Annotated in this window: 14 protein-coding genes; 6 read left to right on the plus strand and 8 right to left on the minus strand. The window is 62.3% G+C overall.

Annotated elements, in window-relative coordinates:
• Positions 1-4: 4 nt before the first annotated feature.
• The 4 genes from TZ03_RS16480 to tcyJ all read right to left on the minus strand — a co-directional run bounded on the left by TZ03_RS16480 (position 5) and on the right by tcyJ (position 3792).
• Positions 5-1246, minus strand: a complete 1242-nt coding sequence (locus TZ03_RS16480; protein ID WP_051099124.1) for an SfnB family sulfur acquisition oxidoreductase — start codon at positions 1244-1246, stop codon at positions 5-7.
• A gap of 325 nt (positions 1247-1571) precedes the next feature.
• Positions 1572-2330: an L-cystine ABC transporter ATP-binding protein TcyN gene (gene tcyN, locus TZ03_RS16485; protein WP_051099125.1), complete on the minus strand. Its 759-nt coding sequence runs from the start codon at positions 2328-2330 to the stop codon at positions 1572-1574.
• Positions 2331-2332: 2 nt separating this feature from the next.
• On the minus strand, positions 2333-3001 hold the full coding sequence (tcyL, locus tag TZ03_RS16490; RefSeq protein ID WP_051099126.1) for a cystine ABC transporter permease: 669 nt from the start codon (positions 2999-3001) through the stop codon (positions 2333-2335).
• The gene (gene tcyJ / locus TZ03_RS16495; protein WP_051099129.1) at positions 2998-3792 is read right to left on the minus strand and encodes a cystine ABC transporter substrate-binding protein; all 795 of its coding nucleotides are present in this window, start codon (positions 3790-3792) and stop codon (positions 2998-3000) included. Before tcyJ ends, tcyL begins: the two co-directional genes overlap by 4 nt.
• Before the next feature lie 391 nt (positions 3793-4183).
• Here tcyJ and epsC point away from each other — a divergent pair, with 391 nt between their 5' ends.
• Positions 4184-5116: a serine O-acetyltransferase EpsC gene (gene epsC, locus TZ03_RS16500; RefSeq protein WP_051099131.1), complete on the plus strand. Its 933-nt coding sequence runs from the start codon at positions 4184-4186 to the stop codon at positions 5114-5116.
• Positions 5117-5386: 270 nt separating this feature from the next.
• Positions 5387-7348 carry a choline transporter BetT gene (betT, locus tag TZ03_RS16510; protein ID WP_177328477.1) on the plus strand — a complete coding sequence of 654 codons (1962 nt, stop codon included), beginning with the start codon at positions 5387-5389 and terminating at the stop codon, positions 7346-7348.
• Between the two features lie 125 nt (positions 7349-7473).
• Here betT and tauD read toward each other — a convergent pair whose 3' ends face one another.
• From tauD to tauA, 4 genes are read right to left on the minus strand one after another with little or no spacing between them, the layout of a single operon-like run.
• Positions 7474-8307 carry a taurine dioxygenase gene (gene tauD, locus TZ03_RS16515; RefSeq protein ID WP_051099137.1) on the minus strand — a complete coding sequence of 278 codons (834 nt, stop codon included), beginning with the start codon at positions 8305-8307 and terminating at the stop codon, positions 7474-7476.
• Between the two features lie 48 nt (positions 8308-8355).
• Positions 8356-9195 (minus strand): taurine ABC transporter permease TauC, encoded by an 840-nt coding sequence (gene tauC / locus TZ03_RS16520; protein WP_051099140.1) that lies wholly within the window; start codon positions 9193-9195, stop codon positions 8356-8358.
• Positions 9192-9980: a taurine ABC transporter ATP-binding subunit gene (gene tauB, locus TZ03_RS16525; protein ID WP_051099142.1), complete on the minus strand. Its 789-nt coding sequence runs from the start codon at positions 9978-9980 to the stop codon at positions 9192-9194. Before tauB ends, tauC begins: the two co-directional genes overlap by 4 nt.
• A gap of 27 nt (positions 9981-10007) precedes the next feature.
• On the minus strand, positions 10008-10979 hold the full coding sequence (gene tauA / locus TZ03_RS16530; protein WP_051099144.1) for a taurine ABC transporter substrate-binding protein: 972 nt from the start codon (positions 10977-10979) through the stop codon (positions 10008-10010).
• A 637-nt stretch (positions 10980-11616) separates the two neighbouring features.
• Between tauA and TZ03_RS16535 the strand changes: the two genes are divergently transcribed.
• The 4 genes from TZ03_RS16535 to ssuD all read left to right on the plus strand — a co-directional run bounded on the left by TZ03_RS16535 (position 11617) and on the right by ssuD (position 16375).
• Positions 11617-12969, plus strand: a complete 1353-nt coding sequence (locus tag TZ03_RS16535) for an OprD family outer membrane porin (RefSeq protein ID WP_051099147.1) — start codon at positions 11617-11619, stop codon at positions 12967-12969.
• A gap of 165 nt (positions 12970-13134) precedes the next feature.
• The gene (locus tag TZ03_RS16540) at positions 13135-13773 is read left to right on the plus strand and encodes a peroxiredoxin (RefSeq protein WP_051099149.1); all 639 of its coding nucleotides are present in this window, start codon (positions 13135-13137) and stop codon (positions 13771-13773) included.
• 428 nt (positions 13774-14201) lie between these two features.
• Positions 14202-15167, plus strand: a complete 966-nt coding sequence (locus TZ03_RS16545) for a sulfonate ABC transporter substrate-binding protein (RefSeq protein ID WP_051099151.1) — start codon at positions 14202-14204, stop codon at positions 15165-15167.
• Positions 15168-15226: 59 nt separating this feature from the next.
• Positions 15227-16375: an FMNH2-dependent alkanesulfonate monooxygenase gene (gene ssuD, locus TZ03_RS16550; protein WP_051099153.1), complete on the plus strand. Its 1149-nt coding sequence runs from the start codon at positions 15227-15229 to the stop codon at positions 16373-16375.
• The last annotated feature ends 10 nt before the right edge of the window (positions 16376-16385 follow it).

Genomic DNA, 16385 nt, shown 5'->3' on the forward strand with positions numbered 1-16385 from the left:
CAAATCAGATCCAGGAATGCCGCGCAGGCAAGGTGCCGTTAAGGTGGTAGGCACCCACCGCGTGATACTTCCAGCGCACCGGGTCATGCAGGGTGTGCACCCGCGCATTGCGCCAGTGGCGGTCGAGGTTGAACTCGGCGAGGGTGGCGCGGCTGCCGGCCAGCTCGAACAGCTTTTCGCTGGCCTGCAGGGCGACCTCGGTGGTCAGCACCTTGGCTTCGGCCACCGCGATCGAAGCCCGCGCCGCACTTGCCGCGTCGATCGGCGCGGCATTGACCTCGTCGAGTACCCGCGCGGCCTTGCGCAGCAGCGCTTCGGCAGCGTGCAGTTCGAGTTTCAGGCGGCCGATGTCGGCGATCACGTAGGGGTCGTCACTGGCGCGGTCGACATTGGCCTCGATCCACGGCCGGGATTTTTCACGCACGAAACTGATCGCATCTGCGATCGCCGCTTCGGCGATGCCGGCGTCGATTGCCGCCTGGATCAGCTGCGAGGCAGCGCCCTGGATATTCGGAACATCACGCTGGCGCCAGTTGTCGATCACCAGCTCCGCATCCACCGGCACCTGGTCGAGCAGCACGGTGCCGCTGGCAGTGGTGCGCTGGCCGAACCCGGACCAGTCATCGACGATACGCAGCCCCGGGCTGCCACGGCGCACGAACGCCAGGCGCTGGCGGCCTTCTTCGTCCAGCGCCTTCACCGCCACCCAGTGGGCGAACAGGGCGCCGGTGGAATAGAACTTCTCGCCACTGATGCGATAGCTGTCGCCTACGCGGGTGATCCTGGCCTTGAGGGTGAGGGTGTCCTTGGTGCCGCGCTCTGGGCCAGCGTTGCCGATGCGCCAGCCGTCCAGCACGCTGCGGAAGATCACTGCCTGTTGCGCCTCGTTGGCGGTCAGGCGCAGCAGTTGCAACATGCCGAACTGGTTCTGCGGGATCTGCCCCAGGGCCGGGTCGGCGGCGCTGATCAGGCGGAACACTTCGGCTACGGTTTCGAACGAGACATCGGGGCCGCCGTGGGCCTTGGGTACGCTGATGCTGCCCAGGCCGCTGCGGGTGAACAGCTCGATTTCGGCCCATGGCAGTTTGCGTTGCTGGTCGCGGCGCGCGGCCTGCACGCGGGCGACCTCGGCCAGTTCGCGGGCCGCTTGCAGGGCTTCGGCGTCATTGCGCAGTACCTTGGCCGGCAGCAGCAGGGGCGAGCTGTCGAGATCGCTGTGGAGTTGGGTATTGGCTTGGCTGGACATCAGTACCGCTCCTTGGCTGCACTCAATGCCCTGGCGTTCCGCACTGGGGTGATTGTGATCCTGACCATTCCTGACCTCACAAAATAGTTATGCCGCTACAGCTGGTCGCGACAGATGTGTGCTGGTCCGGTGGTCCGGTTTATATACCCTAATGCTTTATAAAAAGTTTATGAACTAACTCTTTGGAATATGTATAGAAGGGGGATTTGCTGTGGATGTTCCGGCCCTATCGCCGGCAAGCCAGCTCCCACACGGACACCACAGACCTTGAGTGCTGTGGTGACCTTGTGGGAGCTGGCTTGCCGGCGATAGGGTCGGAGCAGGTTTACTCGGAGGCAGCAGTACCGAGGAACTTGCGCAGGAACTGCCGGGTACGCTCTTCCTTCGGCGCCGCGAACAGCGCCTTGGCCTCACCCTGCTCAACGATCACGCCCTTGTCGAAGAAGATCACCCGGTTCGCCACATCGCGGGCAAAGCTCATCTCGTGGGTGACGATGATCATGGTGCGCTGTTCCTCGGCCAGGCCGCGGATGGTCGCCAGCACTTCACCCACCAGTTCCGGGTCCAGCGCCGAGGTCGGTTCGTCGAACAGGATCACCTCCGGCTCCATGGCCAGGGCGCGGGCGATGGCCACTCGTTGCTGCTGGCCACCGGACAGGCGCCGTGGGTAGGCGTCTTCCTTGCCCGCCAGGCCGACCTTGGCCAGCAGGCGCCGGCCCAGCTCGATGGCCTGTTCGCGGGGTGTCTTCTTGACGATCACCGGCCCCTCGATCACGTTCTCCAGGGCGGTGCGGTGCGGGAACAGGTTGAAGTTCTGGAACACGAACCCGGCCTGCTGGCGCAAACGGCGGATCGCACTTTGCTGCCCGCCCAGCGGGCGGTTGGCATCGATGCTGATATCACCGATCTGGATCTGCCCGGCATCGGGGGTTTCCAGCAGGTTGAGGCAGCGCAGGAAGGTGGTCTTGCCCGAGCCGCTGGGGCCGATGATGGCCACCACTTCGCCGGGTTGCACGGTCAGGTCGATACCGTCGAGCACGGTCTGGCCCTTGAACCGCTTGGTCAGGCCTTTGACTTCAATCATGCTCAGTGCTCCTGGTCATGCTGGTTGACTCGCGCTTCCATGCGGTTCTGGAAGTGCGCGAGGATGCTGCACAGCACCCAGTAGATGACCGCGACCGCCACGTACATGGTGAACACTTCGAAGGTGCGCGCGGTAATCAGCTGGGCCTGGCGGAACAGCTCGGGCACCTGGATGGTCGCCGCCAGGGCGGTGTCCTTGACCAGCGAGATGAAGCTGTTGCCCAACGGTGGCAGGGCAGTGCGCAAGGCCTGTGGCAGGATCGCCCGGCGCATGGCCTGGACGCGGGTCATGCCGATGCTGGCGGCGGCTTCCCACTGGCCACGGTCGATCGACGAGATCGCCGCGCGCAGGATTTCGCAGATGTAGGCTGCCATGTTCAGCGACAGGCCGATCAGCGAGGCAGGGATCGGGTCGAGTTCGATGCCGATCTGCGGCATGCCGAAGTAGATCACGAACAGCTGCACCAGCAGCGGCGTGCCGCGGAAGAACGACACGTAGACCCGCGCCAGCCAGTTCAGCGGCAGAATCTTCGACAGCCGCATCAGCGCCAGGGCAAAGCCCAGCACCAGGCCGAAGAACATGCCGCCAACGCTGAGCAGCACCGTATAACCCGCGCCCTTCAGCAGGAAGGGCGTGGAGTCGACAACGAGTTGCAGGCTTTCAGCGATCATTTGGTGACATCGGCACCGAAGTATTTCTCGGACAGCTTGGCCAGCGTGCCGTCAGCCTTGAGCTTGTCCAGTGCCTTGTTGATCGCCTCAAGCAGCTCTGGCTCGCCCTTGCGCAGGGCCACGCCGCTTTCCAGGCGCGAGAAGGCATCGCCGGCAAGTTCGGTGTCCTTGGCTTTTTGCGCGTATTCCAGCGCGGCCAGGCGGTCGATCAGGATGGCATCGATACGGCCGTTGCGCAGGTCGGCGAACTTGCTCGGGTCGTCTTCATAGGTGCGTACATCGGCTTGCGGCACGTCCTGCTTCACCCACTGCTCATAGTTGGTGCCCAGGCCCACGCCGACCTTCTTGCCGGCCAGGTCGGCAGCCTTGTGGATATTCAACTGCTCGGCCTTTTTCTTCAGGATCAGCGCCTGGATGCCGGAGATGGTGTAGGGCTCGGAGAAGTCGTACTTCTTCTTGCGCTCTTCGGAAATGGTCACCTGGTTGATCACCACGTCCAGGCGCTTGGACTCCAGCGCGGCAAGAATGCCGTCCCACTTGGTCGGCTGCACCTTGGCCTTGACCCCCAGCTCCTTGGCCAGCAGTTCGGACAGCTCTACTTCGAAGCCGGTCAGCTTGCCGTTTTCGTCCTGGAAACTGAACGGTGGATAGGTGCCTTCCAGGCCGACGTTGATCACGCCTTTTTCCTGGATGGTCTTCAGCTGCTCGCCAGCGAAGGCCTGGCCGAGCAGGCCGGCACCCAGCAGGAAAGCCAGGCTGGCGTTGAGTAGCGGTTTGGCGAATTTCGACATGTCAGAGCCCCGCGCTTGTTGTGTAAGTAGTGGGTGGCGACTATAGGGTTGGCTGCTTAGGCCAGGAAATACTAAAAAATTATTTTGTTATTTCCTTTTTGATTTGTGCCAGGTGCTGGCTGCTTTGAGGGTAGGCGAGGATGCCTACTCCGTCATCGCTGCTTATGCCTGACTTAGCGCAGGATGGAATAAAGCGTTGTTTTTTCCAAGCCTTGGATTTGCCGTAAAGTGGATTGCATGTAGGCAGGTCTGGCCCTTTCGCGGGTGAACCCGCTCCCACAGGTACACCACAAGGCTCAGGATCTGTGGGTCCTTGTGGGAGCGGGTTTACCCGCGAAGAGGCCAAGCCTGCCGATAAAAATAGTTTGGCCTACTCAGGCAGGAGAAAACCGTGAGCGAACAACCTTCATCCGGGCACTGGCAGTTGCAGAGCATCGTCACCGGCTTGCGCGGTGCCCGTGAGCAATGGCGCACCCGCAATGGCCGCAGCAGCGGCGAGCAGGGCGGGCGTGAGCTGCCTTCGCGCGAGGCGATGCAGCAGATTCTGGAACAACTGTGTGGCGCGCTGTTCCCCATGCGCCTCGGCCCGGTCGACCTGCGTGAAGAAAGCGAGGACTTCTATGTCGGCCATACCCTGGATGCCGCGCTGACCGCCTTGCTGGCCCAGGCCCGTCTGGAGCTGCGCTACGCCGCACGGCAAAGCAAGGCTGAACCGGCCGGCGTCGATGCCCATGCGTTGAGCCTGGTCCAAGGTTTCGCTGCTGCCCTGCCAGAGCTGCGTGTGCTGCTCGACACCGACGTGCTGGCCGCCTACCACGGTGACCCGGCGGCGCGCAGCGTCGATGAAGTACTGCTGTGCTACCCGGGCATCCTGGCGATCATCCACCACCGCCTGGCGCATCACCTGTACCAGGCCGGCTTGCCGCTGCTGGCGCGGATCAGCTCGGAGCTGGCGCATTCGGCCACTGGTATCGACATTCACCCGGGGGCGCAGATTGGCCCGAGCTTCTTCATCGACCACGGTACCGGCGTGGTGATCGGCGAAACCGCGATCATCGGTGAGCGTGTGCGTATCTACCAGGCGGTGACGCTTGGCGCCAAGCGCTTCCCCAGCGATGAGTCGGGCACTCTGCACAAAGGCCTGCCGCGCCACCCCATCGTCGAGGACGATGTGGTGATCTATGCCGGGGCCACGGTACTGGGCCGGATTACCATCGGCAAAGGTTCGACCATTGGCGGCAATGTGTGGCTGACCCGCAGCGTGCCGGCCGAGAGCAACATTACCCAGGCCAACCTGCAGCTGGATTGCCAGGACAAGAACTGATCTGGCATTTCTTTAGCCTGTAATGGCCTCTTCGCGGGCAAGCCCGCGAAGAGGCCGGCACAGGAGTGCACCAATCAGCGCCCCAATTCGCATTGAAATCCGATCCATGTTTAACTTGAACGCTTGTTCAATGAAAAACGCTGGTCCGCTGCCGGTGTTCAACAGGAGGATTCCTTTGCTGAACCCGTTCATTCCGAGCCTTACGTCATTCGACGAGGTGCACGCCCGATGAGTGCACCGACCCCTTCCCTTGCCAATGGCAAGATCCGCATGAACCCCCCGGTGTTCTACTTTGCGGCAAGTTTCATCCTCATCTTCGGCCTGGTGGTCATCACCAATCCGCAAACCGCAGGCGACTGGTTGCTGGCGGCGCAGAACTGGGCGGCCAACACGGTCGGCTGGTACTACATGCTGGCGATGACGCTGTACCTGGTCTTCGTGGTGGTCACCGCCTTGTCCGGCTACGGCAAGATCAAGCTCGGTGCCGACCACGACGAACCCGAGTTCAGCTACCTGTCGTGGGCCGGCATGCTGTTCGCCGCCGGCATCAGCATCACCTTGTTCTTCTTCTGCGTTTCCGAACCCCTGACCCACATGCTGCAGCCGCCCCAGGGCGAAGCGGGCACGGCCGAGGCCGGGCGCCAGGCGATGCAGGTGCTGTTCCTGCACTGGGGCCTGCATGGCTGGGGGGTGTTCGCCTTCGTCGGCATGGCCCTGGCCTATTTCGCCTACCGCCATAACCTGCCACTGGCGCTGCGTTCGGCGCTGTACCCGCTGATCGGCAAGCGCATCAACGGGCCGATTGGCTATGCAGTGGATGGCTTCGGCATCATCGCCACGGTATTCGGCCTGGGCGCCGACATGGGCTTTGGCGTGCTGCACCTGAACGCCGGCCTCGACTACCTGTTCGGCATCAGCCACAGCCAGTGGGTGCAGGTAATCCTCATCACCCTGATGATGGGCGCAGCGGTGGCCGTGGCGGTCGCCGGGGTGGAGAAGGGCGTGCGGGTGATGAGCGACATCAACCTGTTCCTGGCCTGCGCGCTGCTGTTGTTCGTGCTGTTCGCCGGGCCTACCCAGCACCTGTTCAACACCCTGATCCAGAACCTGGGTGACTACCTGGGGGCCTTGCCGCGCAAGAGTTTCGACGTGTATGCCTACGGCGAGAACCGTGGCTGGCTGGGCAGTTGGACGGTGTTCTACTGGGCCTGGTGGATTGCCTGGGCGCCGTTCGTGGGCTTGTTCATCGCCCGCATCTCCCGTGGCCGCACCATCCGCGAGTTCGTCTTTGGCGTGCTGCTGATCCCGTTGGGCTTCACCCTGGCGTGGATGTCGATCTTCGGCAACAGTGCCCTGGACCAGGTCATCAACCACGGCATGACCGCGCTTGGCCAGTCGGCCTTGGATAACCCGGCGATGAGCCTGTACCTGCTGCTGGAGACCTACCCCTGGAGCAAGGTGGTGATCGCCATGACGGTGTTCATCAGCTTCGTGTTCTTCGTTACCTCGGCCGACTCGGGCACCGTGGTGCTGTCGACCTTGTCGGCCAAGGGCGGTGCAGCCGATGAGGACGGGCCGAACTGGCTGCGCATCTTCTGGGGCGCGATGACCGCGCTGATCACCAGCGCGCTGTTGTTCGCCGGCAGCATCGATTCGCTGAAGTCGGCGGTGGTGCTGACCTCGCTGCCGTTCTCGCTGATTCTGCTGTGCATGATGTGGGGGCTGCACAAGGCCTTCTACCTGGAGTCGCAGCGGCAGATTGCGCAGATGCATTCGTTGGCACCGTTCGCCCAGTCACGCCGTGGCCGGGGTGGCTGGCGCCAGCGCCTGAGCCAGGCGGTGCACTTTCCGTCGCGGGATGAGGTGTACCGCTTCATGGACGACGTGGTGCGCCCGGCGATTGCCGATGTACGTGAAGTGTTCGAGCAGAAGGGCCTGGTGCTGATCACCCAGGACGACCCGAGCCACGACAACGTCAGCTTGAAGATTGGCCATGGCGAGGAGCAGCCGTTCATTTACCAGGTGCAGATGCGCGGCTACTTCACGCCATCGTTCGCCCTGGGTGGGCTGGGTACGCAGGAGTTGAAGAACCGCCGCTATTACCGGGCCGAGGTGCACCTGAGCGAAGGCAGCCAGAACTATGACCTGGTGGGCTACAGCAAGGAGCAGATCATCAACGACATCCTCGACCAGTACGAGCGGCACATGCAGTTCCTGCATCTGGTCCGCTGACCAGGCTTTCCTGTCCTGGCCTCTTCGCGGGCTCGCCCGCTCCCACAGGTACATCACAGGTTTCGAAACCTGTGCCGGACCTGTGGGAGCGGGCGAGCCCGCGAAGAGGCCGGCACAGGCAACAACTAAAAGGGCACATCCCCGAGGATGGTCGCCCGATGCATCACCCGCCGGTTCGGCCGATAATCATCCACCGCAAAATGCTGGGTCACGCGGTTGTCCCAGAACGCCACGTCATGCTCCTGCCACCGCCAGCGAATGCTGAACTCCGGCCGTGTCGCATGGGCGAACAGCAGCTTCAGCAGCGCCTCGCTTTCCAGTTCGCTCAGTTCATTGATGCGCGTGGTGAACCCCTCATTGACGAACAACGCCTTGCGCCCGCTCACCGGATGCGTGCGCACCACCGGGTGCGACAGTGGTGGGTTGTTGCGCCGCGTGGCTTCCCAGCGCGCCAGGTCTTCCGGCGTAGTGCCAAAGCGCTCCAGCGGGAACGACTTGGTGAAGTCGTGGGTGGCGGTCAGCCCAGCGAGCATTTCCCGCAGCGGCGCCGACAAGGCCTCGAAGGCCGCGATGCCGCTGGCCCACAGGGTGTCGCCACCATAGGCCGGTAGCTGCTTGGCGCTGAGCACCGCACCCAGTGCCGGGGTCGGCAAAAAGGTCACGTCGGTGTGCCACACGGCGTTGTCGCGCACATCGGTGACCGCCGTGTCGAGGATCAGCACCTGCGGGGTTTCCGGCACGTTGGGGTAGATCGGGTGGATGTGCAGGTCGCCGAAGCGGGCGGCGAAGCGCGCCTGTTGCTCCGGGGTGATCGGCTGGTCGCGGAAGAACAGCACCTGGTGCTGGAGCAGCGCCTGCTCGATGGCGTCGCGCTCTTGGGCGGTGATGTCGCGGCTGATGTCCACGCCGCTGATCTGGGCGCCGAGTGCCGGGCTGAGAGGGGTAACGGTCAGGCTCATGTCTTTTCTCGTTCTAGGCGCCGGGTTGCCGGCGTGGTCAGTCAGCAATCAGTGGCTTTGCCCGTGCCATGGCACCAGTTTGCGTTGCAGGGCGCGCAGGCTCATTTCCAGGGCGAAGGCGATCAGGGCGATCAGCAGGATGCCCAGCACCACCACATCGGTGACCAGGAACTGCGCCGCCGACTGCACCATGAAGCCCAGGCCGCTGGTGGCGGCGATCAGCTCGGCGGCCACCAGGGTCGACCAGCCGACGCCCAGGCCGATGCGGATGCCGGTGAGGATGTCGGGCAACGCGCTAGGCAGGATCACATGGCGGATCAGCTGGGCCTTGGTCGCGCCCAGCGATTGCGCCGCGCGCAGCTTGGCCGGGTCGACGGTGCGTACACCGGTGGCGGTGGCAATGGCGATCGGGGCGAAGATCGCCAGGAAGATCAGCAGCACCTTCGACAACTCGCCGATGCCGCACCAGATGACGATCAATGGCAGGTAGGCCAGCGGCGGGATCGGCCGGTAGAACTCGATCAGCGGGTCGAGAATGCCGCGCGCCACTCGGTTGTAGCCGATGGCGATGCCCACCGGGATGGCTGTCAGGGTGGCGGCCAGCAGGGCAACGCCGATACGCCCGAGGCTGGCGCCCAGGTGTTGCCACAGGCTGGCGTCCATGTAGCCCTGGGACAGCAGGGTCCAGGCCTTGGCCAGGATGTCGGCGGGCGAGGGCAGGAACAGTGGCTCGATCCAGCCGGCCGCGGTCACCAGCCACCAAGCCAGCAGCAGGCTGCCCAGGGTCAGGGTGCTGATCCAGCGGGTGGACAGAGGGCGGCGCAGCTTGGCGGCTGGCTGCGGTTGGGCATTGCGTTTGCCGGCGACCGGCAGGTCCAGGCTGCTCATGCGCGCTCCTGCAGGTTTTGGCGTTGGGAGAACACGCGGGCCAGAACATGCTCGCGGGTTTCGATGAAACGTGGATCGGACTTGATCGCCCGGGCCGGTTCGCCAGCGGCATAGCGCTGGCCGAAGTCCAGTTGCAGGCGTTCCACCACGCGCCCCGGGTTGGGCGCCAGCAGTACCAGCTCGCTGGCGAGGAACACCGCTTCTTCGATGTCATGGGTAATCAGGAACACCGGTTTGGCAGTGCGTTGCCACACCTGCAACAGAAGCTCCTGCATCTGCTCGCGGGTAAACGCGTCGAGTGCGCCGAACGGCTCGTCCATCAGCAGCACCCGAGGGTCGGCCGCCAGCGCCCGGGCCAGGCCCACGCGCTGTTTCTGGCCACCGGACAATTGCCAGATACGCCGTTCGCCAAAGCCGTCGAGGTCGACCAGGACCAGCATCTCGCGGGCTTTGGCTTCACGCTCGGCGCGCGGCACGCCGGCCAGTTCCAGGCCGAAGGCGACATTGCCCAGCACGTTCTGCCAGGGCAGCAGCGCATCGTCCTGGAACACCACGCCGCGCTCGGCACTCGGGCCTTGAACAGGCACGCCGTCGAGGGTGATGCGCCCGCCGCTGGGGGCGACGAAGCCGGCGATCAGGTTGAGCAGCGAGGTCTTGCCGCTGCCCGAAGGCCCCAGGGCCACCAGCAACTGGCGTGGCCCCAGGCTCAGGTTGATGTCGGCCAGTACCGGGGTGGCGGCACCGGGGTACTGTGCGCTGATGCGCTCCAGTTCGAGCAAGGCCATGGCAGGCTCCGGTCGGTTGCTACAGGCTTAGTTGGGGAGATACTGGGCGCTGACGTACGGCGAGTAGTCCGGCAGCACTGCATCGACCTTGCCTTGCTGCTTGAGGAAGGTGGCCGTGTCGGTGAGTGCCTGAGTGGTCGGCGCGCCCAGTGCGTTGGCCTGGTCGGCAGCCAGCGGGTAGACGTTGCCCTGCAGCAGCACCGGGATGTCGGCGGGCTTGGCCCCGGACAGCTTGGCCAGCTTGGTCACGTTGTCGGGGTTGGCCAGCCAGGCCTTCGGGTCGTTGCGGTAGTCGGCGTAGGCGTCGAGGGTGACTTTGGCGAAGGCCTTGACCACCTCTGGGTGCTTGCTGGCGAAGTCCTTGCGCACGATCCATGCGTCGAAGGTTGGCGCGCCTTTTTCAGCCAGTTCGCCGGAGGTGATCAGCACCTTGCCGTTTTCCTTGGCCACGCCCAGGGCCGGGTCCCAGACGTAGGTGGCATCGATGTCGCCGCGCTTCCACGCGGCAATGATGGCTGGTGGTGCCAGGTTGAGGATCTGCACCTTGGACGGGTCGATGTTCCAGCTTTTCAGTGCCGCCAGCAGGCTGTAGTGGCCGGTGGAGACGAACGGCACGGCGACTTTCTTGCCGACCAGGTCTTGCGGGGTTTTGATGCTGTCGCGGGCGACCAGTGCTTCACCGGCGCCAATCTGCGTGGCGATGAGGAAGGTCTCGACCGGCAGCTTGCGGGTGGCGGCGGCAGCCAGCGGGCTGGAACCGAGGTAGCCGATCTGTACGTCGCCGCTGGCCACGGCGGTGATCACGTCGGCACCGTTGTCGAATTTGCGCCAGTCGATGCTGGCCTTGCTGGCTTTTTCATAGTCGCCATCGACCTGCGCCACTTTGGCCGGGTCGACTGTGGTCTGGTAGGCCACGGTCAGGTCGGCAGCCTGAGCCAACCAGCTGGCACTGGCGAGGGCCAGGGCGGCGAACAGGCGCAGCGGAGCGTGCGGGATCATGGTGAACCTCTCGTCAGGCAATCGGGTGTGATGGATGGCGAGAAGGCTAAATGATCTAAGAAATTTAAAATAAATAACTTTTTTGCATTAGCTTAGGAGGCAAATGCCTTAAGCCCAGGAGAGCTGCTGCGATCAATGTGGGAGCGGCCGCATAGGTCTCAGGCCCTGTGCAGTACCTGTGGGAGCTGGCTTGCCGGCGATGAGGCCAGTCCAGGCAATACAAGGCAGTCCCACATTGATCGCATAGGCCGCACGGTGGGTGACCATTGCTCAATGGCGAAACCAAAGGCGCCTGCTACGCTTTTTGGTCCTTATAGAACGAGACGGAATTAGGTTATGAGCAAACGTTTGCAAATAACCAACGGTTATTAAAGGTGAGGCCGCTACAACGAGTGGTAGTAAAGGTTTCATCCATATTCCGTAAAAATCTTACAAATTCATAAAACAGTCATTTTGGATTTATAGGATTGTCATTATCCTGTAGCGCAGGTGGCGTTCTTAGACCAAAGTCGCGAAACGTTTAGAAACGATTGACTTCATGGTCACGCTTTGGGACTAAATCGCCAATCCACGGTGAGCGGGGCAGCAGATCCCGCCGCCAGAGATACACAAAAATTAGAACGTAGAGGAGCAACACATGTACAAGTCCAGCCTGGCCGTGGCCGTGGCACTGGGGGTTTTCGCCCAAACAGCAGGTGCTGCCGGTTTCGTTGAAGACAGCAAACTGTCGCTCAGCTCGCGCACCATGTACTTCAATGACGATAACCGTGAGATCAACCTTCCTGACTCCGCCCGTGGTCGTGGTGGTGACAACCGTGAAGTCGGTCAAGGCTTCAAGTTGGATTATCTTTCGGGCTTCACTGAAGGCACTGTAGGCTTTGGCGTTGACGTACAAGCTCTGTGGGGGATTCATCTCGACGGCGGCCGCGGCAAGCATCCGAATAGCAGCACCTTCTTCCCGAGCGACACCGATGGCTCCGCGGTGAGCCAGTGGGCTCGTATCGGTGGTAATGCCAAGGCCCGCTTCTCCAAAACTGAAGCTCACTTCGGTAGCGCGCTGGCACCGAACCTGCCGATTCTGGTCTCCAACGATGGTCGTTTGCTGCCGCAAACCTTTGAAGGTGGCACCATCCAGTCGAAAGAAATCGACAACCTGACCATCAATGCCGGCCAGCTGACCCATGCCATGGGTCGTGCTTCGAGCAACCGCACTGGCCTGTCGGTCAACGGTGCAACTGCCGACAGCAACAAGTTCATCTACGGCGGTCTGGACTACAAGCTCACTCCTGACCTGACATTGCAGTACTACTACTCGAATCTGAAAGACTTCTACAAACAGCACTTCCTGGGTGCTACCCATGTCTTCAAGATTTCCGATGACCAATCGTTCAAAACTGACCTGCGCTACTTCGACAGCAGCAGCGATGGCAAGAATGGCCCTGGCGAATACAGCTTCAACAACAACGGTGGCTATCGCAAGAACAATGGCGAGGTCGACAACAAGACTTGGTCCGCCATGTTCACCTACACCCTGGGCGGCCATGCGTTGATGCTGGGTCATCAGCAGGTTAGTGATGACGGTGGTTTCGTCTGGCTGAACCAAGGTTCGGTAACTGATGGTAATGACCGTCCAGAAGGTGCTGGTGGCGCAAGCTTCTACCTGTTCACCGATAGTATGATCAACCAGTTCGCCCGTGCTGGTACCAATACCACCTTCGGTCAGTACAGCTATGATTTCGCCCAGGCTGGCGTGCCTGGCCTGAAGGCTTCGGTCGCTTACCTGCGCGGTACGGACATTCGTAACTTCTCTGGTAATGGTACTTACCACGAGTGGGAACGTGACGCCCGCATCGACTATGTAATCCAGGAAGGTACCCTCAAGGGCCTGGGTGCTAGCCTGCGTCATGGTATCTACCGTGGTGAGGGTGAAGCTCCGGTCGACAAGGATCAAACTCGCTTCATCGTGAACTACACTTACAACTTCCTGTAAGCCGTAGCCACAGAGAAAGCCTCGCCTAGTGCGAGGCTTTTTTGTGCCTGCCATTCCGTATGCATTATGGTTATAAATAAATCAGTATTTATTCTTTTTATTTTTAATCGAATGCAGGCACATTGAACCCATACGGTACAGAACCCAGCATAGGAGCCGCAGCCCATGAGCCTCAAACTCGGCGATATCGCCCCCGATTTCGAACAGGATTCCAGCGAAGGCAAGATCCGCTTCCACGAGTGGCTGGGTAACAGCTGGGGGGTGTTGTTCTCCCATCCGGCCGACTTCACCCCGGTGTGCACCACCGAGCTGGGGCTGACCGCCAAGCTCAAGGAGGACTTCACCCAACGTGGGGTCAAGGCCATCGCCCTGTCGGTGGACCCGGTCGACTCGCACCACCGCTGGATCGAGGACATCAACGAGACCCAGAACACCGTGGTCAACTTCCCGATCATCGCCGATGCCGATCGCAAGGTGTCCGACCTGTACGACCTGATTCACCCGAACGCCAGCGACACCCTGACCGTGCGCTCGCTGTTCGTCATCGACCCGAACAAGAAGGTGCGCCTGACCATCACCTACCCGGCCAGTACCGGGCGCAACTTCAACGAAATCCTGCGGGTGATCGACTCGCTGCAGCTGACCGACAATCACAAGGTCGCCACGCCAGGCAACTGGCAGGACGGTGACGAAGTGGTGATCGTGCCTTCGCTCAAGGATGAGGAAGAGATCAAGCAGCGCTTCCCCAAAGGTTACCGCGCGGTCAAACCCTATCTGCGGTTGACCCCTCAGCCTAATCGTTAACGGATTCCTCGTTGCATTGCTCTTAGCCAAGCAGGGATTTTCGGGCCGTTTCGACGGCCCTTTTTTATGCCTGTGGAAATCGCGTTGGCTTCTTCGCGGGCTTGCCCGCTCCCACAGGTTTCGCGCAAGGCCGAGGCCTGCACTGTTTCTGTGGGAGCGGGCGAGCCCGCGAACAGGGCCTGGAAATGATTATCTAAAATGGAATAAACAAATGAAAAAATATGATTTCTAGATATATGCAGTGACTGTTAATGTCTCTCCCAGCAGGACACAAGGAAGCGCTGCAATGCTGGTCGTCTCAAACGCCTGATCAGTGCTCGCTGGAGCATCTGACCCGGTACAACGCTTTATCGCGTCATCCACACCTTACTCGCCCGACAACGAGGCAAGCAGGTGCAACCCGAACCTCATTCGCACAGGAGAGCGCCATGCGCACAGTCTTCTTGCGTCGTGGTCTGGTCGCCCTGTTTGCGGCGGCTGTGTCCTTCGGCGCCATTACCCAAGCCCAGGCCGAGAGCCTGCGTATCGGTTATCAGAAATACGGCACCCTGGTGCTGCTCAAGGCCAAGGGCACGTTGGAAAAGCGCCTGGCCGAGCAGGGCGTGCAGGTGCAGTGGACCGAATTCCCCGGTGGCCCGCAGCTGCTTGAAGGGCTGAACGTCGGCTCCATCGACTTCGGCGTGACGGGCGAAACCCCACCGGTATTCGCCCAGGCCGCCGGTGCCGACCTGCTCTACGTCGCCTACGAGCCGCCTGCGCCGCACAGCGAGGCGATCCTGGTGCCGAAGGGCTCGCCGATCCAGTCGGTGAAAGAACTCAAGGGCAAGAAAGTCGCCCTCAACAAAGGCTCCAACGTCCACTACCTGTTGGTGCGTGCCCTGGAAGATGCGGGCCTGAAGTACAGCGACATCCAACCGGTCTACCTGCCCCCCTCTGACGCCCGGGCCGCTTTCGAGCGCGGCAGCGTGGATGCCTGGGTGATCTGGGACCCGTATCAGGCTGCCGCCGAGCAACAACTGCAGGCTCGTACCCTGCGCGACGGCAAGGACCTGGTCGACAACCACCAGTTCTACCTGGCTACCCGCAACTACGCGACGCAGCACCCGGCGGTGATCAACACCCTGATCGAAGAAGTGCGCGCTGTGGGCGAGTGGTCCCAGGCCAACCCGCAGGAGGTCACCGACCAGGTCGCACCACTGCTCGGCTTGCCCGCTGACATCACCCTGACCTCGGTCAAGCGCCAGGGCTACGGCGCCGCACCGCTCACCGCGGAAGTGGTGGCCGCGCAACAGAAGATCGCCGACACGTTCCAGGCGCTGAAGCTTATCCCCAAGCCGCTGAGCATCAAGGACGTGATCTGGACACCCCCGGCCAAGGTCGCTAGCGCGCCTTGATTGATTCGCCTGTGCCGGGGCGCCGTCTGGCCCCCGCCACCCTTGAGGAGACAACTCCAATGAGCCTTAACATTTTCTGGTTCCTCCCTACCCACGGTGACGGCAAGTACCTGGGCACTTCCGACGGCGCCCGTGCGGTCGACCACGGCTACCTGCAGCAGATCGCCCAGGCCGCCGACCGCCTTGGTTTTGGCGGGGTGCTGATTCCTACCGGGCGCTCCTGCGAGGACTCCTGGCTGGTGGCAGCGTCGCTGATCCCGGTGACCCAGCGTCTGAAGTTCCTGGTTGCCCTGCGCCCAGGCATCATTTCGCCGACCGTCGCGGCGCGCCAGGCTGCAACCCTGGACCGCCTGTCCAACGGCCGCGCGCTGTTCAACCTGGTGACCGGTGGCGACCCGGACGAGCTGGCCGGTGACGGCCTGCACCTGAGCCATGAAGAGCGCTACGAAGCCTCGGTCGAGTTCACCCGTATCTGGCGCAAGGTGCTGGAAGGTGAAAACGTCGACTACCAAGGCAAGCACATTCAGGTGAAGGGCGCCAAGCTGCTCTATCCGCCAATTCAGCAACCCCGTCCGCCGCTGTACTTTGGCGGTTCGTCCGAAGCCGCCCAGGACTTGGCCGCCGAGCAGGTCGAGCTGTACCTGACCTGGGGCGAGCCACCTGCCGCCGTTGCCGAGAAGATCGCCCAGGTGCGCGAAAAGGCTGCCGCTCAAGGCCGTGAGGTACGCTTCGGTATCCGCTTGCATGTGATCGTGCGTGAAACCAACGAAGAAGCCTGGGCCGCCGCCGACCGCCTGATCTCGCACCTGGACGATGACACCATCGCCCGTGCCCAGGCCTCGCTGGCGCGCTTCGATTCGGTGGGCCAGCAGCGCATGGCTGCCCTGCACGGCGGCAACCGTGACAACCTGGAAGTCAGCCCCAACCTGTGGGCGGGGGTCGGCCTGGTACGTGGCGGCGCCGGTACCGCACTGGTCGGCGATGGCCCGACCGTGGCGGCTCGGGTCAAGGAATACGCTGAGCTGGGCATCGATACCTTCATCTTCTCGGGTTACCCACATCTGGAAGAGTCCTACCGTGTCGCCGAGCTGCTGTTCCCGCACCTTGACGTGCAGCGCCCGGAGCAGCCGAAAGCGGGTGGTTACGTAAGCCCGTTCGGCGAGATGGTGGCCAACGATATCCTGCCCAAGTCCGTCGCGCAGAGCTGAGGGCCAGGCC

Source organism: Pseudomonas sp. 10-1B (assembly GCF_000935045.1).
In the GTDB taxonomy this organism is placed as follows: domain Bacteria; phylum Pseudomonadota; class Gammaproteobacteria; order Pseudomonadales; family Pseudomonadaceae; genus Aquipseudomonas.